Below are 22,219 nucleotides of genomic sequence, written 5' to 3'. Positions count from 1 at the left end.
CATCGACCATGGACACGCATATTCCCGGTTCCGACGATGCCGTCGCCCAGGCGCTTGCCCGCGTGCGGGCCGCGCTGGCCGAGCTTTCCCCCTCCGTCCTTGAGCTGGAGGATGAAAGCCATCGTCACGAAGGCCATGGCGGGCACCGGCCGGGGCAGCTCACCCACCTGCGCGTGCGCCTCGTCGCCGAGGTTTTCCGCGACCAGAACCGGCTGGCGCGCCACCGCATGGTGAACGGCCTGCTCGCGAGCGAGATCGCGCGCGGCCTGCACGCGCTCGCCATCGAGGCGAAGGCGCCCGGCGAATAGCGCGCTCTGCCGGGGGCGACGCGGGACATTTCCGGAATTCATATCGCCCATATGGGTGCCGGCGACGAAATTTCCAGCCGTTGCCGGCGCAGGCGATGCGCGCACCGCTCCCGACACGCCGGGCGGGTGATGCACGCATAAATAGAAAATGAAGATAGACTAAACTTAAAAGAGTTATAGGCTGCCCCTGCAATCATGGCGTGCGGGCTCGGTAGGGCTGCGGCCCACCACCCGCCCAGGGGGACGGGCGATGGCGCATCACGGGGTTAAGGATACTTACGAGGTCGAGGGCGAGATCCAGGTCGTCAAGGGCACGGAACTCGAAACGCCCGGCGCGGGATTTCGGTTCGGCCGCATCTTCGAGGGGCTGGCGCCTTTTCGCCCGACCGACGCATCGCTCACGGCGCTGGGCGCGCGGATGACCGCCGCGCTGGCTGCGGGACAGCCGCCCCTGCCGCCGGATGATTCCAAACTTCCAGCCGGTTACACGTATTTCGGGCAGTTCGTCGACCACGACATTACCCGGGATGGCACGGCGGGCCGCGTGGAGGAGGTGAAGCCGCTCAGCCCTGACCAGGTGCTGCAGATACGCTCGCCGCGGCTGGATCTCGACAGCCTGTACGGCGATTTCGGCGGGCGCGCCGATGCCTTCTTCGAACCGGCGGACCCGGTAATGTTTCGGATCGGCTTGACCGAACCGGTACCGCAATTTGCGGTGGACGAAAACGATCCGGCGGGCAAGGCGCTCCCCAATGATTTGCCTCGCATCCTGTTTGGCCAGGATGCCGGCAAGCCATTGATCGGCGACGACCGCAACGACGAAAACCTCATCGTCGCCCAGCTGCATCTCGCCTTCCTCAAGTTTCACAACAAGGTGGCGGAAACGCTGAAGGCGAAAGGCGCGATCAGCCCGACCTCGCTGTTCAAGCAGACGCGGGAACTCGTCACGCGCCATTACCAGTGGCTGGTGCTGTTCGATTTCATCCGCCGCATCGCGGATCCGGCGACCTTTGCGGCCGTGCTCGGCCTCACCCCGTCGGACCTTCCCGATGACCCGGCCAAGCCCCTCACGCTGCCAGCCACGCTGAGGCTCAATCCGCTTTTCTTCCGCGTCACCGGATACGAGACGCCGCCCATGCCGCTGGAATTCTCCGTCGCCACCTACCGGCTCGGGCATTCCCTCGTGCGGCCGGGCTATTCGTGGAACCGCATCTTTCCCGGCGCGCCGTTCCGGCAGTTCTTCGATTTCACCAATACGTCCGGCGGCCTGGGCAAGCCGGACAAGCTGGCGACGGCACCTGCGAACGATTTCGTCGCCCTGCCGAGTATCTGGATTGCCGATTGGCGGCGGCTGTTCGATTTCTCCGAGGTTCCCGGTTTTCCGGCCGTTCCTCGCCCGCAAGTCCCTCTGGGCGTCGCCAAGAAGCTCGACACCCGCATTATGCCAGCGCTCGGCAATCTGCCGGGTGGCGGGGGCAATCTGGCGGCACGAAATCTTCTTCGCGGCGCGCGCCTCGGCCTTCCCTGCGGACAGGACGTCGCTCAATTGATGGCCGCTGCCGGCGGATTGTCGGGCAGTGCCCTGCTGACCCCGGGCAAGGTCATGAAGACGCTCATTGCCGACGATGCGCTGGCGCTCGACGACAATGCCGTTCTGCGCGAGCACGAATTCGATGTGAAGACGCCGCTCTGGTACTACATCCTTCGCGAGGCGGAACTCGCGGGCGGCGAGCATCTGGGCCCGGTCGGCAGCCGCATACTCATCGAGACGTTTGTCGGGCTCATCCGGGCCTCGGTCACATCCATCTTCAATGCGGGGGTCGATCCGGCCGACCTCGGCGATACGGCAATGGCGGGAACGCTCAAGGTCTTCTCGCCAGACGGGGATTCGCCGCTTCGGGTCGGGGAGGCGCCGATCACCTCGCTCGCCCATCTCCTGGCCTTCGTCGACGACGTCAACCCGCTGGGTGATCCGGTGCCGGCGCCGGCTGCGGAGGACTGACCCTTCCGATCGTCGTCAGGCGCCCGGGCGCCGCAGGGGGGACACGCGCAGAAGGGTGATGCGGTTGCGCTGCTTGCGCATCACCTGGAAGCGGAAGCCGTGGAACATGAAGGCCTGCCCCGGCTCGGGAATGATGCGGGCCTCGTGGATGACGAGGCCCGCAATCGTGGTGGCCTCCTCGTCCGGCAGGTGCCAGCCCATCGCCCGGTTGAGGTCGCGGATCGCCACCGTACCCTCGACGCTGAGCGAACCGTCAGGGTTGCGGCGGGCGCCGGTGAAGGCCTTGTCGTGCTCGTCGGAGATGTCGCCGACGATCTCCTCCAGAATATCCTCCAGGGTGACCAGCCCCATCACCTCGCCATACTCGTCGACGACGAGGGCGAAGTGCTGCTTGCGCCGGCGGAAGGCCTTCAACTGGTCGGGCAGGGAGGTGACGTCGGGCACGAACCACGGCGCCCGGGCGATCTTCTCGATATCCAGCTTCGAGGTGTCGTTGCCGAGCGCCATCAGTTCGCGCAGCAGATCCTTGGCGTGCAGCACGCCGATGATGTTGTCCGGGCGCTCGCGCCACAGCGGCAGGCGGGTGTGCGGGGAAGCGAGAACGTCGTGGACGATCCGCTCCGGCGGCTCGTCGGCGTTCAGGCTCGCCATCTTGGTGCGGTGGACCATGATGTCGGAGACTTCGAGCTCGCCGAGATCGAGCAGGCCGCCGAGCATGTCGCGCTCGTCCTTCACCACGCTGCCTTCGCGGTGCATCAGGTCGACCGCGCCGCGCAGTTCCTCGGAGGCGGAGAGCACATTGGTGGTGGCGCCGAGGGTGACGCCGAAGGCGCGCAGCAGCGCCCGCACCAGCGCCTCGATGCCGAGCGTCAGCGGCCCGAACAGGCCGACGATGAAACGGATCGGCCCCGCCACCAGCAGTGACACGCGATCGGGATGATTGATGGCGATGGTCTTGGGCAGCACTTCCGAGAAAATGACGATGACGATCGTCATGCCCAACGTCGCATAGGCGATGCCGGCCGTGCCAAACCAGGCGAGCAGCAGCCCGGTGGTGAGCGAGGAGGCCGCGATGTTGGCGAAGTTGTTGCCGAGCAGGATGCCGCCGATGAGACGCTCGCGCTGCCCCATCATCCTGTTGACCAGCGCGGCGCGCACGTCGCCGTTCTTCTCCAGCGCGTGCATGCGCGCCTTCGAGGAAGCGGTCAGTGCCGTCTCGCTGCCCGAAAAGAAAAAGGACAGCAGCAGGCAGATGACGACGGCACCAAGCGCGAGCCAATCATAAGGGGTCATGGCCCTTCTTAGCCGGCCTGACGCTCGCCCTCAAGGAAAGCCCGCACCTGCGCGGGGTCGACATCGCGGGCGATGAAGCTCTGGCCGATGCCGCGGGCGAGGATGAAGGTAAGGGCGCCGCGCGAGACCTTCTTGTCCTGGCCGATGAGGTTCATCAAACCGTCCGTGTCCGGCAAGTCGCCCGGGATGTCGGCGACGCGGGTGGGCAGGCCGACGGTGCGCAGATGCACCTCTACCCGCTGGGCATCGGCTGCCGGGCACAGGCCCTGCGCGGCGGAAAAGCGGAAGGCTTGCGCCATGCCGACGGCCACCGCCTCGCCATGCAGCAGGCGCTGCGAGAAGCCGGCGCCGGCTTCCAGCGCGTGGCCGAAGGTGTGGCCGAGATTGAGCAGAGCGCGGTCGCCGGTTTCCTTCTCGTCGCGGCTGACCACGGCGGCCTTGGAGGCGCAGCTGGTGGCGATGGCCTCGATACGCTCCGCGCCGCCGCCGAACACGGCCTGCCACTTCCGCTCCAGCCAGCCGAAGAAGGCGGCGTTGTCGATGAGCCCGTATTTGGCGACCTCGGCATAGCCGGAGCGGAATTCGCGTAGCGGCAATGTGTCAAGGGCGCCGGTGTCGGCCAGCACCAATATGGGCTGGTGGAAGGCGCCGACGAGGTTCTTGCCGTGGCGCGAATTGATGCCGGTCTTGCCGCCGACGGACGAATCCACCTGCGCCAGCAGGCTGGTCGGGGCCTGCACGAAATCGACGCCGCGCCGCAGCGCCGCCGCCGCGAAGCCGGCGAGATCGCCGACCACGCCGCCGCCCAGGGCGAGCACGAGGTCGCCCCGCTCGATGCGGGCGGCGAGCAAAGCGTCCACCACCTGCTCGAAGACCGCGAAGCACTTGGATTTCTCGCCCGGCTCGACGATGACCGGCGTCGGGGTCAGGCCGGCCGCTAGCAGGGCGGCCTCCACGGTGCCGAGATGGCGGTCGGCGACGTTACGGTCGGTGACGATGCCGATGCGGGCACCCGGCCGCAGCGCGGCGATGCGGGTGCCGGCCTCTGCCAGCAGCCCCGGGCCGATGACGATGTCATAGGAGCGATCGCCGAGCCCGACGCGAAGCTGCGTCCGGTCGGCGGCGGTGAAGGGGGCGGCAGGCTTGTTCACATCTCGTCTCCCGGACCCGGCACGTGCAGATGGCGGCCCAGCGCCTCGATCACGGTATCGACCATCACGTCCTGCGGCACGTCATGCGACACCACAGTGACGTCCGCCTCCGCATAGGCGGGATAACGCAGGTCGATCAGCCGGGCGAGCGTGGATTCCGGGTCGCCGTTCTTGAGCAGCGGCCGGTCGTCGCGCCGGCGCACGCGGCGCAGCAGCACGTCGAGCTCGGCCTTCAGCCAGACGCAGATGCCGTGGCGGGCGATGGCGGCGCGCGTCTCCGCGTTCATATAGGCGCCGCCGCCGGTAGCGAGCACCATGGGGCCGGCCTCCAGCAGGCGTGCGATCACCTTCTTCTCGCCGTCGCGGAAGGCCGGCTCGCCGTGCAGGGCGAAGATCTCGGGGATGGTCATTCCCGCCGCCTGCTCGATCTCGGTGTCGGCATCGGCGAAGGGCAGGGCGAGGCGGCGGGCGAGGCGCTTGCCGACCGAGGATTTGCCGGCCCCCATCATGCCGACAAGCACGATGGAGCGTGCGCCGAGAACCGCGCGCAGCCTCGCCGCCTTCTCGTCCTGTTCGGGGTCCGCCGTCATGGCACCATGCTCGTTCATCGAAGCGCGGACTATCATTGGCGAAAGAGTGACGCAATGCGAGGGTGACGCAATGCGAAGGCGATGCTCCAGCCCGGTTGGGCCGGCCTGTGTAACGCTCCGTTCAGACAGGCGTGGCAGGGTGAGTTTGAAACCGTCCTGTTCCGTTTGCTTCCGCCCGGCCCGAAAGGCCGTAGGATCGCAAGAGTCCGTTCTTCGAATCGCGCAAGGCCCGCTTCCCCATGCCGAGCCTCATCCGCCTTCTGGTCATCCTCGGCATCCTCGGCGGCATCGGCTACGGCACGCTGTGGGCCTTCGCCAATCTCGTTCACCCGCAGACGCGTGAAATGAACATCGCAGTGCCGCCGGACCGGTTCGCGAAATGAGCGTCCACAACCCCGCGCGGCTGTTCCTCGACATGATGGCGGCCGAGCGCGGTGCGGGCCCGAACACGCTGGCGGCCTATCAGCGCGATCTTGAGGATTATGAGGGCTTTCTGGCGAGGCAGGGCCTGGATCTGCTCGTCGCCGGCACCGCCCAGCTTCGCGACTGGCTCGCGGACCTCTCCCGGCGCGGCCTCGCCAGCGCCAGCGTGGCGCGCAAACTCTCGGCGGTGCGCCAGCTCCACCGCTTTCTCTATGCCGAGGGCCATCGCGGTGACGACCCCGCTGCCGTGCTGGAAGGCCCGCGCCGCAGCCGGCCCTTGCCGAAGGTGTTGTCGCTGGACGAGGTGAGCCGCCTGATCGCCACCGCCCATAAGCGGGCGGGCGAGGCAGTGTCGAGCTTCGCGGAAGGCGCGCGGCGGGCGCGCACGGCGTGTTTCGTCGAACTGCTCTACGCCACAGGGCTGCGCGTTTCCGAGCTGGCGGCGCTGCCGGCCTCTGCCGCGAACACGCGCGGCGATGCCATCATCGTGCGCGGCAAGGGCAACAAGGAGCGGCTGGTGCCGCTGGGCGACGCCGCCAAGGCGGCGATGACCGCCTATCGCGGGGCGCTGGAAAAGGCGGCGGCGGCGAAGGCGGAAACGAGCAAGGCGGGGCAGGCGCGCGCCGAGCCCCGCGGGAAGTGGCTGTTTCCCTCCGGCGCCGCCAGCGGCCACATCACCCGCCAGCAGGTGGCGCTAGACCTGAAGGATCTGGCGCTGGCGGCGGAGATCGACCCCGCCCGCCTGTCGCCGCATGTGCTGCGCCATGCCTTCGCCAGCCATTTGCTGGCACATGGAGCAGAACTGCGGATCGTGCAGACGCTGCTCGGCCACACCGACATTTCGACGACGCAGATCTACACCCATGTGCTGGACGAGCGGTTGAAAAGCCTGGTTCGGGACCTCCATCCGCTGGGCGACGGCAGCGGCGATTGAGCGCATTTGCGCGCCTGCCTTGACGTCGCCACCCTCTCGGGGCAGCTTCCGCCCGATTTCGCGGGCCGCCCGTCCGGGTGGCCGCCCTTGTCTTGTCAGACGGTTCAGTCATTTCCGATGCGCAGCTACCTCGATTTTGAGAAGCCCGTGGCCGAGCTTGAGGCCAAGCTGGAAGAACTGCGCGCCATGGCGGCGCAGGGCGACGCGGTCGCCATTGGCGACGACATTGGCCGGCTGGAGGGCAAGGCGCGCGACGCGCTGCTCCAGCTCTACGCCAATCTCTCGCCTTCACAGAAGACGCAGGTGGCCCGCCATCCGCTGCGCCCGCATTTTTCCGACTATGCGGCGCACCTGTTCGAAGAGTTCGACCCGCTCGCCGGCGACCGCAAATTCGGCGACGACCATGCGATTCTCGGCGGCCTCGCGCGCTTTCGCGGCCGCGCCGTCTGCCTCATCGGGCAGGAGAAGGGCTCCTCGACCGAGACCCGCATCAAACACAATTTCGGCATGGCGCGCCCGGAAGGCTACCGCAAGGCGGTGCGGCTGATGGAGCTTGCCGACCGCTTCTCGCTGCCGGTGATCTCGCTGGTGGACACCGCCGGCGCGTTTCCCGGGCTCGATGCCGAGGAGCGCGGCCAGGCCGAGGCCATCGCCCGCTCGACCGACGCGTGCCTCTCGCTCGGCGTCCCAAATGTTGCCGTCATCATTGGCGAGGGTGGTTCGGGTGGCGCCATCGCCATTGCCACGGCCAACCGTGTGCTGATGCTGGAGCACTCGATCTACAGCGTGATTTCGCCGGAAGGGGCGGCCTCAATCCTTTGGCGGGACACCGCAAAGGCGCAGGACGCCGCGATGAACATGAAGATCACGGCGCAGGATTTGCTCCGCTTCCATGTCATCGATTCGATCATCGCCGAACCTGCCGGCGGCGCCCATCGCGCCCCCGAGGTGGCGATGGAGGCAGCGGGCGACGCCATCGAGGCGGCGCTTGGCGCACTGGACGGAATGGACCCGGCATCGCTTCGCAAGGCGCGCCGCGAGAAGTTCCTCGCCATCGGCCGGAACCTCTGAGCCTGCGGGCTCGGCGCGCCCCCGGACGACGTGCCGGCGGCCTTTGACGACAAAGGCGGGATTACTGGTATTCCGGGGCGGTATTGCGGACCCTTCCGGGGCGGTATAACGCTTCTGCGCAGGCGCTTTCAGCGTCGCGCTTTCGGGGAGATTCCGGGGTTGAAGGTTGCAGGGTTTTCCAGCCTCTTGCGCAGCACCGGCAACCGGGGGCTCGGCGCGCGCTGGCGTTCAGTCCTGCTTGCCGGCTGCACCGCGCTGGTTCTGGCCGGCTGCAATGGCGGTGACGGTTCGTCCCCGATGTCCAAGGCCAGCAAGTCGCTGTCGCCGCAGACGCTGGCGCTGATCGATCAGAAGGGCATGACCAAGTCGAGCCCGATCGTGGTCCGCATCTTCAAGGAAGAAGCCGAGCTGGAGGTCTGGAAAGAGACCGGCGGCGGCGAATACGCGCTGCTCAAGACCTACCCGATCTGCCGCTGGTCCGGTGAACTCGGGCCGAAGGTGCGGGAAGGCGACCGGCAGGCGCCGGAGGGTTTCTACACCATCACCCCCGGCCAGATGAACCCGAATTCCAGCTACTACCTCGCCTTCGATCTCGGCTATCCCAACGCTTATGACCGCGCCCTGGGCCGCTCCGGCAGCAATCTGATGGTGCATGGCGACTGCTCCTCGCGCGGCTGCTACGCGATGACCGACGAGCAGGTGCAGGAGATTTTCGCGCTGGGCCGCGAGAGCTTCTTCGGCGGCCAGCGCTCCTTCCAGGTGCAGGCCTATCCCTTCCGCATGACGTCCGACAACCTGGTGCGGCACCGCAACAACCCGAACCTCGCCTTCTGGAAGATGCTGAAGGAAGGCAGCGACGTGTTCGAGATCACCAAGGCGCCGCCGAAGGTGGATTATTGCGGCAAGCGCTATGTGTTCAACGCCACGCCCACCGACCCCGGCCAGAAGCTGCAGGCCTCGGTCCCGTGCCCGGACTACACGCTGCCCGAGGGTCTCGCCGAGGCGGTGGCCGCCCGCCAGAAGGACGCCAACGCCAAGATCGCCAGCGCGGGCGCCCTGCAGCCCGTCGCGCCTGTCAAGACCGGCAAGGATGGCGGGATGCACAAGGTGTTCCTCGCCAAGCTGGAGAACCCCGAGCTTTCCGCGCCCGGCTCGCTGCCGCCGGTGGTGAAGCCGCCGGGCGTCGACTACGGCGTCTCCACCACCGAGCCGGCCCCGGCCGAGAGCATCGCGCTGGCTAATGCCGACACGGTGACCGAATCAGCGGCCGTCCCGCTGCCGATACCCCGCCCGGACGACGCACCGGGCGGGGCGCGCACCGCCGTGGCGGCGGCTCCTGCGTCGGTAGCGTCCAATGGCTTCTTCGGCCTGTTCGGCGGCTCGTCGGCGAGCGAGGCCAAGCCGGCGGTGGCCGGCCCCACGGATGCCAAGCCGGAGGCAGCCGGAACGGCCGGCGCGCCGCCGGTGGCTGCGGACGCCAAGCCGGCCCCGTTGCCGCAGGTCGCCGCGCTCGACGCCGGCAGCAATGGCGGCTTTCTCGACAGCCTGAAGAACTGGTTCGGCGGCAGCACGCCGCCGGCGCCTGCGGCCGAGGCGGAAGCCGCCGCCGATGTGCCGATGCCGCCGGCCCGCCCGCCCGTGCCGCGCCAGGCGACCACGCCTCCGGCGCCGCAGGCGGTCCGCCCGCAACCGGCACCTTCGACGGTGGCCGCGACGCCGGCCAAGCCCGCGCCAGGCGCGTCGGCGCCCGTCGCGCCGGGCACGGCGACGCCCGCCTTGCGGCCGGCCGTCGCCTCGTCGGGGAGTGAAACGCTGTATGGCACGCCGCCGACGCTGCCGGGCGCCACCGGCATATTGGCGCCGGGCAGCTTCTCGTCGGTGCAGTAGCCGGGAAGTGGCCGCCGGCGCCGCGTCGAGCGGGCCGTGTGCCGGCTTCAGGCGATGGACGTGCACTGGGCGCTGGCGACCCGCCAGCCGGTCTCGTCGCGCCGCCAAAGGCGCGTGAAGCGCAGCGTCGCCTCGAAGGGCGCGCCTCCCGCTTCGCCGGTGGCGTCGGCGCGCAGCACCGCGAAGATCAGCCCCGGGCCCATCGACCGCAGGCGATAGCCGGAGAAGGTGAGTGTTTCCAGCCGGAAGGCGCCGGTGCGGTGCAGGTCGAGGTCGTCTTCCTTGCCCAGCACATGGCCGAGCTGGTTGACGAAAACGAGGTCATCCGCCAGCAGCGCCTCAAGCGCGGCTACATCGCCCGCAAGAGCCGCATCGCGCAGCCGGAGCTCGGCGGCCTCGACGCTCCTGATGTCGTCTTCCGCCGAGCCGCTGCTTTCCATGGCGCCGCTCAGACGAACTTGCCGTGGCAGTGCTTGTATTTGAGGCCGGAGCCGCAAGGGCACGGCTCGTTGCGCCCGACCCGGCCCCAGCTTGACGGGTCATCCGGGTTGCGCGCCGGGGCGGCCGCGTCCGGCGCGGGGGCCAGCGTCGCCTCGACGGCGATCTCCGCATCGGCCAGCGCGAACTCATCCTCGCCGGTCGCCGCGTCGATGTGGTGGGGTGCCATGGGCGGCATGTCGTCGGTCTGCGGCGCCGACATCACTTCGACGCGCATCAACTGGGCGGTTACGGCCTCGCGCAGGCTCGAGAGCATGGCCTCGAACAGCTGGAAGGCTTCCGACTTGTACTCGTTCAGCGGATCGCGCTGGGCATAGCCGCGCAGGCCGATGACCTGGCGCAGATGGTCGAGCGTCACCAGATGCTCGCGCCAAAGGTGGTCCAGCGTCTGCAGCAGGATCGACTTCTCGACATAGCGCATGATGTCGGGGCCGTATTTGGCGGCCTTCAGCGCCATCGCCTCGTCCGCCCGGCGCTGGACGCGCTCGCGCATCTCCTCGTCGGCTATGCCTTCCTCGGCGGCCCATTCCTTGACCGGCAGGTTGAGGCCAAGCACGCGCTCCAGCGCCTCGGCAAGGCCGTCCGTGTCCCACTGCTCGGGATAGGCATTGGGCGGCACGTGCTTGATGACGATGTCCTCGATGACGCCGTGGCGCATCTCGGCGACAGTCTCGGCGACGTCCTCGTCCTGCATCAGCTCGACGCGCTGCTCGAACACCACCTTGCGCTGGTCGTTCATCACGTCGTCATATTTCAGCAGGTTCTTGCGGATGTCGTAATTGCGCGCCTCGACCTTCTGCTGCGCCTTTTCCAGCGCGCGGTTGATCCAGGGGTGGACGATGGCCTCGCCCTCTTTGAGGCCGAGCTTCTGCAGCATGCCGTCGAGCCGGTCCGACCCGAAGATGCGCATCAGGTCGTCTTCCAGCGACAGGAAGAAATGCGAGTGTCCGGGGTCGCCCTGGCGGCCGGAGCGGCCGCGCAGCTGGTTGTCGATGCGCCGGCTCTCGTGCCGCTCGGTGCCGATGACGTAGAGGCCGCCGGCCTCCAGCGCCCTGGCCTTGAGCTTGGCGATCTCCTCGCGGATGCCGGCTTCCGCTGCCGCGCGCTGCTCGCCCTCGGGCATGTCGCCCAGCTCGTGCGAGATGCGCATGTCGGCATTGCCGCCGAGCTGGATGTCGGTGCCGCGGCCGGCCATGTTGGTGGCGATGGTGACGGCGCCGGGGACGCCGGCCTGGCTGACGATGTAGGATTCCTGCTCGTGGTGGCGGGCATTGAGCACCGCGAACACCTGGTCGTCGGCCGTGCCCTGATCGCCATCATAGAGCGGGCGGAAGGCGTCCGGGTCGGAGAAGTCCTTCTGCTTGAAGCCGCGCTTCTTCAGCAGCTCCGCCAGCAGTTCCGACTTCTCGATCGAGGTGGTGCCGACCAGCACCGGCTGGCCGCGCGTCTTGCAGTCGGCGATCAGGTCGATGATGGCGTTGTATTTCTCGCCGGCCGTCCGGTAGACCTCGTCATCATCGTCGACGCGCCGCACCGGCAGGTTGGTGGGGATCTCGATGACTTCGAGATTGTAGATGTCCTGGAACTCCGCCGCCTCGGTGTTGGCCGTGCCGGTCATGCCGGCCAGCTTCTCGTACATGCGGAAATAGTTCTGGAAGGTGATCGAGGCCAGCGTCTGGTTCTCGGGCTGGACCTGCACCTTTTCCTTCGCCTCCAGCGCCTGGTGCAGGCCTTCCGAATAGCGGCGGCCCGGCATCATGCGGCCGGTGAACTCGTCGATGATGACCACTTCGTCGTTGCGGACGATGTAGTCCTTGTCGCGCTGGAACAGGGTGTGGGCGCGCAGCGCCTGGTTGACGTGGTGGACCACCGAGACGTTCTCGATGTCGTACAGGCTCTCGCCCTTGAGCAGGCCGGCGTCGCGCAGCAGGGTCTCGGTCTTTTCCATGCCGGCTTCGGTGAGGGCCACCGAGCGCTGCTTCTCGTCGACGTCGTAATCTTCCTTCGACAGCTTCGGAATATAGGTGTCGATGGTGTTGTAGAAGTCCGAGCGGTCGTCCAGCGGGCCGGAGATGATGAGCGGCGTGCGGGCTTCGTCCACCAGGATGGAGTCGACCTCGTCGACCACGGCATAAAAGTGCGGGCGCTGCACCATCTGGTTCAGCTCGTACTTCATGTTGTCGCGCAGATAGTCGAAGCCGAGCTCGTTATTGGTGGCGTAGGTGACGTCGCAGGCATAGGCCGCGCGGCGCTCATTATCGTCCAGCCCGTGATGGATGATGCCGGTGGTGAGCCCGAGGAAGCGGTAGACGCGCCCCATCCATTCGGCATCGCGCTTGGCGAGGTAGTCGTTGACGGTGACGACGTGCACGCCCTTGCCGGTGAGCGCGTTGAGATAGACCGGCGCGGTGGCCACCAGCGTCTTGCCTTCGCCGGTGCGCATCTCGGCAATGCCGCGCTCATGCAGCACCATGCCGCCGATGAGTTGGACGTCGAAGTGCCGCTGGCCGAGGGCGCGGCGCGAGGCCTCGCGCACCGTGGCGAAGGCCGGGACCAGCAGATCGTCCAGCGTGGCGCCCTTCGCGAGTTGCTCGCGGAACATGACGGTGCGGGCACGCAGATCGTCGTCGGAGAGCGCCTTCAGCTCCGGCTCGAGCGCGTTGATGGCCGCCACCTTGGGCTGATAGCCGCGCACGCGGCGATCATTGGCCGATCCGAAGAGCTTTCGCGCGAGAGCGCCGAACATGAGGCTTCCAATCCGAGTCCGCCAGGATTCAGGTGTCGGACGGGCGGTGACGGGCCGCGTCGTCCTCTTGCGCAAGCTGCGGGCGCGAAAGCGCGGGCTAAGCCTCATCGAGACGCCATTTGCGGCCGAAATGGGTCTTCGAGGCCAAGCCGCCGCGAACGGCTTGCGGGTTCTTGCGTCACATAAGCGCGAGCACGGGCGGGAACCCGCGCTGCGTGCCACACTTATGAACGGGTTTAGGGGTTGTCAATCGCAGGCCCGACGACAGTTCTGCTTACCGGCAGGCCTTCGCTGAGGCTGCCCATGCCCACGGCGCGCAAGCGGCGAAATATCCGGCGTCGGTGATCATACATGCTTGCAACCTGGACCGGGCTGGGCCAGCTTTCGCGGCCCCCGCGGCCAAACCGAAATTGAGGAACGTTCCATGACCCGTCATTGCCCGCACGCCGCGACCGAGGCGTCCGTTCGCCCCGCCGCCGGCAGGGTCGCCTCCGGCCCGCTGCGCGCCGGCCTTCTCGCCGCTCTGCTCGGTGCGGCGCTGCTTCCCGCCCTTCCGGCGCTGGCGCAGGACGCCCCCAAGCCGGCCGCGGCCGCCGCCGCCCAGGGCGACGACCCGGTGCTCGCCACCGTGAACGGCACGCCGATCCGCCGCAGCGACGTGACGGCCGCCGCCGCCGAGCTGGCGCCCAACCTGCCGCAGCAGATTCAGGGCCCGGCGCGCGACGAATATGTGCTCGGCTTCCTCATCGACCTCAACGCCATGGCGCAGGCCGCCGAGGCCGAGAAGCTGTATGACACCGACGCTTTCAAGCGCGAGATGGAATTCATCCGCAAGCGCGTGCTGATGCAGGCCATTCTGGAGAAGGCGACCAAGGCCGCCCTCACCGATGACGCCATGCAGAAGACCTACCAGGAAGCCGTGGCGCAGCAGAAGCCGGAGAAGGAAGTGCGCGCCCGCCACATCCTGTTCCGCGCCGACCCGGCCGACGCGGCCTCCGGTGCCGCTGCCGAGAAGAAGGCAGAGGATGTCGAGGCGCGCCTGAAGAAGGGCGAGGACTTCGCCAAGCTGGCCGGCGAACTCACCGAAGACCCCTCCGGCAAGAAGGATGGCGGCGATCTCGGCTTCTTCACCAAGGAGCAGATGGTGCCGGAATTCGCCGAGGTCGCCTTCGAGCTGAAGCCGGGCGAAGTCTCCAAGCCGGTGAAGACGCAGTTCGGCTGGCACGTGATCAAGCTGGAGGAAGTGCGCGAGCGCCCGGTGCCGACCTTCGCCGAAGTGAAGCCGCAGATCGAGCAGTTCGTGGCCCAGAAGGCCCAGGCCGACGTGGTGCAGAAGACCCGCGAGAGCGCCAAGGTGGAGAAGACCGACGCGGCGCCGAAGCCCAGCGACCTGATGACCGCACCGGCCGCACCGGCCCCCGCCACCCCGACCCCGTGAGCGGCGCCCGCATCGGCGCTCTCGCCCGGTGCGGGGTGCACATACGGCACGGCTGACGCGCGGCGCGCGATCGACCGTGCCGATGGCGTGCCGAGCGCCTTCGGCCAGCGCGGTCGCGGGCATGGAAACAAAGTGAGGTCCCGGATCGAAAGGTGCGGGACCTTTTCCGTTGGAAGCCTTCCTCGAGCCTCGGCAAGGGCGCGGCTCTGGGTTCTGCCGACGTCCCCGACTGCCGCTTCGTGGTTCGCGACACCGGTGAGGCGCTTATGGTGGGGCACGCGGCGGTGGCGGCCCCATTTCTCGAAACCGCGCAGTGATCCCGACGGCGCGATGGCTTTGAGCCGGCGATGAGCAGCCGCCATTTGAAGGCGATACGCATTGGGGGCGCCGACCCGCCCGGCGGTCGGATGGAACATGGCCCGCCGGTGCTTCGTGCGCCGCAGATGGGCGCCTTCCACGGCGCGACGCCGGCATTGCCGAGACGGCGCAATCTGCCGTAGCCGGATGCGACGACACATGGGGCGGCCGCAACCGCCGCAGGGCACCCGCCGCCTCTATTTCCACGACACCAACCAACCCCGCAACAAACGTCGTCCCGGCGGTCGCTGAGCGGCCATCGGTGGCATGACCCCCAGCTTGGCGTCATCGGCGCCAGCGAGGCCCGCATCGCCATGCATCCCCCCGACAGGCCGTCATGCTGCGCGCTGGACGCGACGGCCGTGTGCGCCGACGGCGGCACCCGGGACCCCGACGACGCGAACTTCGACAGGCTGCCGGGCGACACCTCGCCTATCGGGACAGCGCTGGAACCAGGCAAGCTTATCGCCGCCATGGTGCTGCCGACGCTGCTCCGCAGCCAGCACGTCTGTCGCAAGGTGCGCGTCTTCGGTGTTCAGTCCCGGCATTTGATGGATTGGATCAAGGGTGAATCTTGCGTGCTCTGAACTCCAGCATTTGCAGATGAATTCGCAGGGCGTGACGCCCGTCAGGGTCTTGAGGCACGGGCGAATTTGTAGGGGGCGATGAAGCTATCGAGGCGGGCTCGGAACTGATCGTGCCCGTCATAATGCTGGAGGGAATGGCAGCCACCAGCGCGTCGAGGAAGACCCGTATCGTGGCCGTGGGGCCTTTTCGACGAGTTGGGCGAGGGCAAATTTCGAGGTTCGGTCCGTGCCGACATGCAGGCACAATCTGCCCTCTTCCATGTGCACCTCGGCAATGTCGTGTGGAAGAAGCCGATAGGGTAGGACTGGAAGCGCCTCTTCGGCTCCTTGTCGCCCTCCACCTCCGGCAGCCGGCTGATACCATGGCGCTGAAGGCAACGATGTAGGGATGACCGTGTTAGGTGCGGGATCGTCGCCTGCACGGCATAGAGGCAGTCATCGAGTGGCAGCAGCGTATGCCGGCAGAAGGCGATGATGATGGCCTCTTCCTCAACCGACAGAACCGTCGATGTGGGCTCCCTCGGGCCAGTCGGCAGGTCGGCTACCGAGGCCCGCTGCGTCCATTTCGCGACAGTCTTCTGGTTGATCCCGTAGCGCTGGGCCGGAGCCGTCAGGCTCTCTTGGCTGTGCTGAATCGCTCGACGGACCGTCTCTGTCGTCGTGGCAAGCATCCAGTGAGAATCTGGCTCATTGCGCATCCCTCCATTCCTGCGAAAAGACTGCACCATCAAAGCCCGGAATCAAACACCTAGGCGTCGCGCCGGTCTCGGTCGGCGCGGTCGTCCAGCCGGAAGGCACCGGGCGCATCGCGCTTGGCGGCGACGCACAAGCAGGGACGGGTGGAGTTGAAGGTCAAGACCTGCGTAACCGGCCGTGCGGCGTGGGACCAGTTGCCGGCCAGTCCCATTCGTGCCTGCTCGGGCTTCTGAAATCGAAAGTCATGGAAGCCGGCTCCAGCGCGGGGAGGGCGCGTTGGAACTGCCTGATCTGGGCTGTGTCCCCGCCAAACCGCCGAGGAACTGGAGCGCGATAGCCGGCCACGGCGTGCTCTCATTTGCCCCCTGGAACAAGGCCCCGGCGTTCCAGGCCGGGACAGTTGCCACCGCAGGCTGCCGCGCGCGATGATGCGGGCGGCGGAGGCCAGCGCCTCGTGATCCTCATCGAGCTGGCGGGTCAGCAGGCGTGCCCAGACAAAGCGGCTCACGAGATCGAGGGTGGCAGCGAGGTCAAAATCCGGCGCGAGATCGCCCCGCCGGGCCGCACGGTCGAACGGGCCGGCGAGGGGAGCCGGGGGGCAAGGGTGCGCTCTCGCGCCACATCCGGCACAGGCCCCCGACGTTCTTGGCCGGGACTGTTACCGCCGCAGGCTGCCGCGCACGATGATGCGGGCGGCGGAGGCCAGCGCCTCGTGATCCTCATCGAGCTGGCGGGTCAGCAGGCGTGCCCAGACATAGCCGCTCACGAGATCGAGGGTGGCAGCGAGGTCGAAATCCGCAGCGAGATCGCCCCGCCGGGCCGCACGGTCGAACGGATCGGCCAGCGGGTAGGTGCGTTCGGCGACGAAGGCGCGCAACGCTTGCAAAGCCGCAGGATCGTGCTGGGCTTCCACCAAGATGGCGATGAAGGCCTGTCCGGCCGGCGTACCGCGCCAGAAGCGGAACAGGAGGCGGAACACGGCCATAAGGTCGCTTTCGAGCGCGCCGGTATCCGTGGCCGACAGATCGAGCGACTGTCGCGCATAGATTTCCAGTAGCAAGGCGGGTTTGCCGCTCCACCAGCGATAGATCGTCGGCTTGCCGGCGCCCGCGCGGCGGGCCACCCGCTCAATGGTGAAGCCCGCGTAGCCGTCTTCTGTGAGGACGGCTACGGCCGCCTCGATAATGGCGTCCGCGGCCGCCTTGCTTCTGCGTGGACCCGCCGAGCCCCGGCGCCCGAGCCCTTCAGCGGCTCCCGCTGGCTTTTGCCGTGAAGGCCCGTTAACCATCCTTTTTAACCATCTGCGTTAACCATCGTCCGGCGCCCGCAGGGGCGCCGCCGGCCGCGATAATACGCGTAACTAAACGACACGTCACGAAACGTTCATCAAAACGGTACGTTACGTATCGATTATTAGGTTGTTGTTTTCGCTGGAATTTTGGCATCGAACACATTCGTGCACCTGCGCGACACGCACAGTGTAGCGCAGGCGCATGTTCGACCTCAGCTACGGCATCACCGCGAATCACCTGCCCTCGTGATGGTGCGCCTTCGGCATGATTCGCGTCCAGATATTAACCATAACCTGCGACGGGCTTGTGTGCGGAAGACGCTGCGGGGCGCCGCGGAACGCCAAAGCTGTTTGCCGTCCCACGACGGTAGAAATGCCTCACGCCGCGCGCTCGAATGGGGCGAGGTCCGCGGGGATGCCGGAAGTCGACGTGCTGTCCGCGCCACCGGTGATCGAATGGCGAGCGCCGTGTGGAGGTCGCGGTTCTTCGTGTGACTTGCCCCTTGGGCGCTCGAAGAATGGGACGAGCCTCACAGGGAGGCGCCGGCTCGGCGGCGGTCCGCGCCGTTTGCGGGTGAATGGCACGCCTGCGGCGGGCCGACCGTCTGAGACCCGCCGCCGAGGTGTGACACCAACCCCGTCGCTGCAGGTGGGCCGGGGTGTCATGGGGGTAGTTGACGCCGCTCGGCACCGGCTGGAGCGGGCCTGCTGTCACCACCGGGAGGCTGCGCGGGTGTTGAAGTTGTGGGAGGTAGTGGCGATTTCGAAATCGCGGGGCGCAATGGAGACGGCAGTCCTTGGCCTTGCATCAGTCCCGTTTGAGGGTGCGCCCTACCGGCCCGGGGAAGCGCCAGAGCAGGATGCGCCCTTCAAGCCCGGGCGGCGCTGAAGCAGGGTGCGCCCTACCAGCCCGGCGAGCGCCGGGGCAGGGCGCGCCTTCCCGTGCGAGCGCCGCTGCTAGGGGCCGGGCGGGCTTCGACGCGGACGATGGCCCTCGATGCCGCCGTGTCGGGCCTTCCGCCTGTGCGTCGACCAGCGGCATCGCACTGGCCCATGCCTCGGCAAAGCCGGCGCGCTGCCCTCCGGCGATGTGAGTCGAAGCTCCAATGCTGGGCCTCGACGCTGCCTTGTTGAGGGACGCTGTGACACGAAGTTTGATCGCGGTAAGCGATCTCAGCACGGCGGGGTGCGCGCGACATCCGTGCTGCCTTCCGATGGTACTGTAAGCCCATCGTGCTGCGGTCAGCTCGGCCGTAACGCCTGACACGGCAACCTCCTGCCGCTGTGCAGCCGTCAAACTGTCACGCGCTCCGCTTAGTCTCCCGGCGAGGTTCGTGCTGCCTTGGTGCCGTCTGATCCGACAGGATGCGGCTCTCACCTGCGGCGCGCTGGCCGAGATTGCCCTCATAACGCCCTCTGCTCGCGCCGTCCGCGATAGGGCAAGGCTCCTCTGGAACGCACCGCTACGTGCCTCCGGCGAGACCTTGGACGTCGCCGATGGTTGCGCGCGGGGGTGCCGCTTGCCCGCTGCACCAGCATCTCGATGCTCCGTCAGCGTTCCGCGATGCTCAGGCGCGACGTCCGATCACGCTGTGCCGCGTCATGTCACGTCACACTGCGGGGTCGTCAGCGACAGGTTCTCGTTTCAAGCATCTGGCGCGGAAGAGGGGGGCCGTGGCCGGGCGCTCGGTGCGGGTCGTTCGGGCATCACATACCCGGCGGCCCCCGCTGGCCACGCTCTTAACGCCTCATCACAACAAGGGCGGGAGCCTCCCTTAGTGAGCCGCCGCCGGACGCCGTGACAAGCCTCTCCAAGGTCATCCGTCGTTTTATCATAAGCCGGCTAATAAACTCCGGAAACAAAAAGTTGGCCGCATTAGCAATGGAACCCGCGCCTCATGGCGATGATCAAAGACCGGCCGCCACCATATGCGTGGCGGGCGAATATCCAATCATTAGGCGGCTACCCGATTTGCCTCGATGCCGGAAGAAGGCGGTTCGCTGGGCGAGGGCCGCGTGCATTGGTCATCGCCGACATAGTCTGGGCCGAGACGTCGCGGCAAAGATCGCAACGTCCCGCCGCCCGCTGAGGCAGGGCCTTGCCAAGGGTGAGCCAAGCCGGATGAAGCCGTACCACCTCAACGCCGCGCCGCGCCGTTCTTTGCGGTGCATCTCCACGAGCTTCGGCTCCCCTTTGTGCGGCTGCCCAAGGCGCCGTCCCACCCGGCGCAACACACGTCATGCCGCTCTTCCGGCTGAGCCCTCCTTCGCCGCGCCGCGAAGTGCTCGCCTCTCGGGCGCCCTCTCATCGGGAAGGCGCCACGTGGTCCATGCGTACCGCCCGAATTGTGCGGCGCCGCCGTGCATCGTCTTGCGAATGTTGCGCATCTCGGGCACACCCGTCTCGCCCCTCCCGCGCAGAGTCCCCGACGATGGCCCACGCTTCTCCCGTCTCTCCGCTCGCTCCGAAGACCGTGCCCGAGGTCGGCACCGTGGCCGGGGTCCGCTTCGCCACCGCCGAGGCGGGCATCAAGTACAAGGGCCGCACAGATGTGCTGGTGCTGGCCCTCGACGCCGGCACGACGGTGGCGGGCGTGTTCACCCGCTCCAAATGCCCGTCGGCGCCGGTCGAGTGGTGCCGGACCAATCTGCCGAACGGCACCGCACGGGCGTTGGTGGTGAATTCCGGCAATGCCAACGCCTTCACCGGCGGCAAGGGCCGCGCCTCGACCGCGCTCACCGCGAAAATCGCCGCCAAGGCGCTTGGCTGCCGGGAGGAGGAGATCTATCTCGCCTCGACCGGTGTCATCGGTGAGCCGCTGGACGCCGGCAAGTTCGAGGGCGTGCTGGAGGAGGCCGCCACACGGCTCGCACCGCTGCCCTGGATCGAGCCGGCCAAGGCGATCATGACCACCGACACCTTCCCCAAGCTGGCCACGGCCAAGGTGAAGATCGACGGCGTCGAGGTGACCATCGCCGGCATCGCCAAGGGCGCGGGGATGATCGCGCCTGACATGGCGACCATGCTGTCCTTCGTGTTCACCGATGCGGCGATCGAGGCGCCGGCGCTCCAGGCGCTGCTGTCGAAGGGCGTGGTCGACAGCTTCAACGCCGTTACCATCGACGGCGACACCTCGACGTCCGATACGCTCATGCTGTTTGCCACCGGCGCCGCAGGCGCGCCGCGCATCAGTGATGCCAGGGATCCACGCCTTGCGCGCTTCCGCCGAGCGCTTACCGGGGTGCTGGCGGATCTCGCCGAGCAGGTGGCGCGCGACGGGGAGGGGGCGCGCAAGCTGGTGCGCATCCATGTCACCGGCGCCGTCTCCAAGCGCTCGGCCCGGCGCATCGCCATGTCGATTGCCAATTCGCCGCTGGTGAAGACGGCGGTGGCCGGCGAGGACGCCAATTGGGGCCGCATCGTCATGGCGGTGGGCAAGGCCGGTGAGCCGGCCGAGCGCGACAGGCTTTCCATCTCCTTCGGCCCGATCCGCGTCGCCCATGAAGGCGCGCGCGATCCCGCCTATGACGAGGCGGAAACCTCCGCCTATATGAAGAACGACGTGATCGACATCGCCGTCGATATCGGACTGGGGCGCGGGAGCGACCGGGTGATGACCTGCGACCTCACCAAGGAATATGTCGCCATCAATGGCGATTACCGCTCCTGACATGGTGGGCGAGCGTAGCTCGGCAGGCCGGATGGCCACCATCGCGCCCGGGCCACGCCGTCGTCGTCCAGCACGCGGAGGGGCGGTGCGAGCCCGGCGATGACCATCTGATGTCGAGGAGAAGTTCATGAAGCTCGTGCTCGTCGCCGCCGCCGCCCTCATCGACGCCGATGGCCGCGTGCTGCTCACCGAGCGGCCGGCGGGCAAGTCGCTGGCCGGGCTGTGGGAGTTTCCCGGCGGCAAGGTCGAGCCGGGCGAGCGGCCGGAGGAATGCCTCATCCGCGAACTTGCCGAGGAACTCGGCATCAACGTACAGGAGCCGTGCCTGGCTCCGCTCAGCTTCGCCTCGCACACTTATGAGAATTTCCAGCTGCTCATGCCGCTATGGGTCTGCCGGCGCTGGGAAGGGCAGGCGCAAGGGCGCGAGGGCCAGCGCCTCGCCTGGGTGAAGCCGGGCGCGCTGCGGGAATACCCCATGCCGCCGGCGGATGAGCCGTTGATTCCCGTGCTGCTCGATCTTCTGGGGCCGGGGCGGTAGCGCGCCGCGCCGGAGCGTCGCCTCACCGACACATTGACGATCTACCTACTAGATGGTAGGTAGATGTATGAGCAAGGCTTCGACCACGTCCGACGACATTCTGCTTACCGCGCGCTCGCTGATCGTCGCGGGGGGGTATAACGGCTTCAGCTATGCCGACATCGCCAAGGTGGTCGGCATTCGCAATGCCAGCATCCACCACCATTTCCCCGGCAAGGCCGATCTCGTGCGGGTTCTCGTGGCACGGTATCGGCAGGAGGCCGAGGTCGGGCTGGGGAACCTTGAGCGCCATGTCGAAGACCCGGTGGAAAGGCTGCACGCCTATGTCGGGTACTGGAGCACGTGCATCGCCGACGGCAGCGCGCCCATCTGCATCTGCGCGCTGCTCGCCAGCGAACTCCCCGCCCTGCCGGAGGCGGTCGCGGCCGAGGTGCGCATGCATTTTCGTGGGCTGTCGGCCTGGCTGGCCTCGGTCTTGGAAGCAGGTGCCCGGCAGGGCCGGCTGCGCCTGACCGGCACTGCCGAGGCGGAGGCGGAATTGTTCATGGCCACGGTTCACGGCGCCATGCTCTCGGCCCGTGCCTATGGCGATCCCGGCGCCTTCAGCCGCATCACCCGTCCACTGTTGGAGCGGCTTCTTCCCTGATCCGCGGCCAAGCGGACGTGGCTATTTGATAGAATGGCCTACCAATCAGTAGGTAGTCTATGGGCCTGTTCTGCGTCTTCCCTCATCTCTCA

The 22,219-nt window shown here is 67.6% G+C and carries 16 protein-coding genes and 1 pseudogene; 10 read left to right on the top strand and 7 right to left on the bottom strand.

What is annotated here, in order from left to right:
- The first annotated feature begins 8 nt into the window (after positions 1-8).
- Both ACQY76_RS01045 and ACQY76_RS01040 read left to right on the top strand, forming a co-directional pair.
- Positions 9-308: a BolA family protein gene (locus ACQY76_RS01045; RefSeq protein WP_428031073.1), complete on the top strand. Its 300-nt coding sequence runs from the start codon at positions 9-11 to the stop codon at positions 306-308.
- Between the two features lie 250 nt (positions 309-558).
- Positions 559-2,310 carry a peroxidase family protein gene (locus ACQY76_RS01040; protein WP_428031072.1) on the top strand — a complete coding sequence of 584 codons (1,752 nt, stop codon included), beginning with the start codon at positions 559-561 and terminating at the stop codon, positions 2,308-2,310.
- Positions 2,311-2,325: 15 nt separating this feature from the next.
- Here the strand turns inward: ACQY76_RS01040 and ACQY76_RS01035 are convergent, their stop codons facing one another.
- Genes ACQY76_RS01035 through ACQY76_RS01025 form a run of 3 tightly spaced genes read right to left on the bottom strand, consistent with a single transcriptional unit; the run spans position 2,326 to position 5,344 of the window.
- Positions 2,326-3,603 carry an HlyC/CorC family transporter gene (locus tag ACQY76_RS01035; RefSeq protein WP_428031071.1) on the bottom strand — a complete coding sequence of 426 codons (1,278 nt, stop codon included), beginning with the start codon at positions 3,601-3,603 and terminating at the stop codon, positions 2,326-2,328.
- Positions 3,604-3,611: 8 nt separating this feature from the next.
- Positions 3,612-4,754, bottom strand: a complete 1,143-nt coding sequence (gene aroB, locus ACQY76_RS01030) for a 3-dehydroquinate synthase (RefSeq protein WP_428031070.1) — start codon at positions 4,752-4,754, stop codon at positions 3,612-3,614.
- Positions 4,751-5,344, bottom strand: a complete 594-nt coding sequence (locus ACQY76_RS01025; protein WP_428031069.1) for a shikimate kinase — start codon at positions 5,342-5,344, stop codon at positions 4,751-4,753. The genes aroB and ACQY76_RS01025 overlap by 4 nt, the downstream gene beginning before the upstream one ends.
- A 239-nt stretch (positions 5,345-5,583) precedes the next feature.
- On the opposite strand from ACQY76_RS01025, the gene ACQY76_RS01020 reads away from it, so the two are divergent.
- The 4 genes from ACQY76_RS01020 (at position 5,584) to ACQY76_RS01005 (ending at position 9,659) form a co-directional block, all read left to right on the top strand.
- Complete coding sequence (locus tag ACQY76_RS01020) at positions 5,584-5,727, top strand: hypothetical protein (protein ID WP_428031068.1); 144 nt, start codon at positions 5,584-5,586, stop codon at positions 5,725-5,727.
- Positions 5,724-6,701, top strand: a complete 978-nt coding sequence (locus ACQY76_RS01015) for a site-specific tyrosine recombinase XerD (protein ID WP_428031067.1) — start codon at positions 5,724-5,726, stop codon at positions 6,699-6,701. Before ACQY76_RS01020 ends, ACQY76_RS01015 begins: the two co-directional genes overlap by 4 nt.
- A gap of 117 nt (positions 6,702-6,818) precedes the next feature.
- A complete protein-coding gene (locus ACQY76_RS01010) occupies positions 6,819-7,772 on the top strand; it encodes an acetyl-CoA carboxylase carboxyltransferase subunit alpha (protein WP_428031066.1) in 954 nt (317 codons plus the stop codon).
- Between the two features lie 159 nt (positions 7,773-7,931).
- Entirely contained in the window at positions 7,932-9,659 is a 1,728-nt protein-coding gene (locus tag ACQY76_RS01005) for a L,D-transpeptidase family protein (protein WP_428031065.1), read from the top strand.
- A 47-nt stretch (positions 9,660-9,706) separates the two neighbouring features.
- Here the strand turns inward: ACQY76_RS01005 and ACQY76_RS01000 are convergent, their stop codons facing one another.
- Together ACQY76_RS01000 and secA are read right to left on the bottom strand one after the other, a co-directional pair.
- On the bottom strand, positions 9,707-10,099 hold the full coding sequence (locus tag ACQY76_RS01000) for a nuclear transport factor 2 family protein (RefSeq protein ID WP_428031064.1): 393 nt from the start codon (positions 10,097-10,099) through the stop codon (positions 9,707-9,709).
- 8 nt (positions 10,100-10,107) lie between these two features.
- Positions 10,108-12,903: a preprotein translocase subunit SecA gene (gene secA, locus ACQY76_RS00995; RefSeq protein ID WP_428031063.1), complete on the bottom strand. Its 2,796-nt coding sequence runs from the start codon at positions 12,901-12,903 to the stop codon at positions 10,108-10,110.
- A gap of 424 nt (positions 12,904-13,327) precedes the next feature.
- Between secA and ACQY76_RS00990 the strand changes: the two genes are divergently transcribed.
- Positions 13,328-14,341: a peptidylprolyl isomerase gene (locus ACQY76_RS00990; protein ID WP_428031062.1), complete on the top strand. Its 1,014-nt coding sequence runs from the start codon at positions 13,328-13,330 to the stop codon at positions 14,339-14,341.
- Positions 14,342-15,033: 692 nt separating this feature from the next.
- Here the strand turns inward: ACQY76_RS00990 and ACQY76_RS00985 are convergent.
- Positions 15,034-15,976: pseudogene (locus ACQY76_RS00985) on the bottom strand (IS481 family transposase).
- A 663-nt stretch (positions 15,977-16,639) separates the two neighbouring features.
- Complete coding sequence (locus ACQY76_RS00980) at positions 16,640-17,269, bottom strand: TetR/AcrR family transcriptional regulator (protein WP_428031061.1); 630 nt, start codon at positions 17,267-17,269, stop codon at positions 16,640-16,642.
- Positions 17,270-19,704: 2,435 nt separating this feature from the next.
- On the opposite strand from ACQY76_RS00980, the gene argJ reads away from it, so the two are divergent.
- From argJ to ACQY76_RS00965, 3 genes are all read left to right on the top strand, one after another.
- On the top strand, positions 19,705-20,943 hold the full coding sequence (gene argJ, locus ACQY76_RS00975; RefSeq protein ID WP_428031060.1) for a bifunctional glutamate N-acetyltransferase/amino-acid acetyltransferase ArgJ: 1,239 nt from the start codon (positions 19,705-19,707) through the stop codon (positions 20,941-20,943).
- Positions 20,944-21,070: 127 nt separating this feature from the next.
- Entirely contained in the window at positions 21,071-21,481 is a 411-nt protein-coding gene (gene mutT, locus ACQY76_RS00970) for an 8-oxo-dGTP diphosphatase MutT (protein ID WP_428031059.1), read from the top strand.
- Positions 21,482-21,548: 67 nt separating this feature from the next.
- Positions 21,549-22,127 carry a TetR/AcrR family transcriptional regulator gene (locus ACQY76_RS00965; RefSeq protein WP_428031058.1) on the top strand — a complete coding sequence of 193 codons (579 nt, stop codon included), beginning with the start codon at positions 21,549-21,551 and terminating at the stop codon, positions 22,125-22,127.
- Positions 22,128-22,219 lie beyond the last annotated feature (92 nt).

The organism is Ancylobacter sp., from assembly GCF_965279025.1.
Classification (GTDB): Bacteria; Pseudomonadota; Alphaproteobacteria; order Rhizobiales; family Xanthobacteraceae; genus Ancylobacter.
The sequence above is the reverse complement of the archived record's forward strand: the minus strand, read 5'-3'. Positions and strand labels throughout refer to the sequence as shown.

What these genes read in the sequence shown, in the direction of transcription:
- ACQY76_RS01045 (WP_428031073.1), top strand. Translation starts at nt 9, where the DNA reads ATGGACACGCATATTCCCGGTTCCGACGATGCCGTCGCCCAGGCGCTT.
- ACQY76_RS01040 (WP_428031072.1), top strand. Translation starts at nt 559, where the DNA reads ATGGCGCATCACGGGGTTAAGGATACTTACGAGGTCGAGGGCGAGATC.
- ACQY76_RS01035 (WP_428031071.1), bottom strand. Translation starts at nt 3,603, where the DNA reads ATGACCCCTTATGATTGGCTCGCGCTTGGTGCCGTCGTCATCTGCCTG.
- ACQY76_RS01025 (WP_428031069.1), bottom strand. Translation starts at nt 5,344, where the DNA reads ATGACGGCGGACCCCGAACAGGACGAGAAGGCGGCGAGGCTGCGCGCG.
- ACQY76_RS01020 (WP_428031068.1), top strand. Translation starts at nt 5,584, where the DNA reads ATGCCGAGCCTCATCCGCCTTCTGGTCATCCTCGGCATCCTCGGCGGC.
- ACQY76_RS01015 (WP_428031067.1), top strand. Translation starts at nt 5,724, where the DNA reads ATGAGCGTCCACAACCCCGCGCGGCTGTTCCTCGACATGATGGCGGCC.
- ACQY76_RS01010 (WP_428031066.1), top strand. Translation starts at nt 6,819, where the DNA reads ATGCGCAGCTACCTCGATTTTGAGAAGCCCGTGGCCGAGCTTGAGGCC.
- ACQY76_RS01000 (WP_428031064.1), bottom strand. Translation starts at nt 10,099, where the DNA reads ATGGAAAGCAGCGGCTCGGCGGAAGACGACATCAGGAGCGTCGAGGCC.
- secA (WP_428031063.1), bottom strand. Translation starts at nt 12,903, where the DNA reads ATGTTCGGCGCTCTCGCGCGAAAGCTCTTCGGATCGGCCAATGATCGC.
- ACQY76_RS00990 (WP_428031062.1), top strand. Translation starts at nt 13,328, where the DNA reads ATGACCCGTCATTGCCCGCACGCCGCGACCGAGGCGTCCGTTCGCCCC.
- ACQY76_RS00980 (WP_428031061.1), bottom strand. Translation starts at nt 17,269, where the DNA reads ATGGTTAACGGGCCTTCACGGCAAAAGCCAGCGGGAGCCGCTGAAGGG.
- argJ (WP_428031060.1), top strand. Translation starts at nt 19,705, where the DNA reads ATGGCCCACGCTTCTCCCGTCTCTCCGCTCGCTCCGAAGACCGTGCCC.
- mutT (WP_428031059.1), top strand. Translation starts at nt 21,071, where the DNA reads ATGAAGCTCGTGCTCGTCGCCGCCGCCGCCCTCATCGACGCCGATGGC.
- ACQY76_RS00965 (WP_428031058.1), top strand. Translation starts at nt 21,549, where the DNA reads ATGAGCAAGGCTTCGACCACGTCCGACGACATTCTGCTTACCGCGCGC.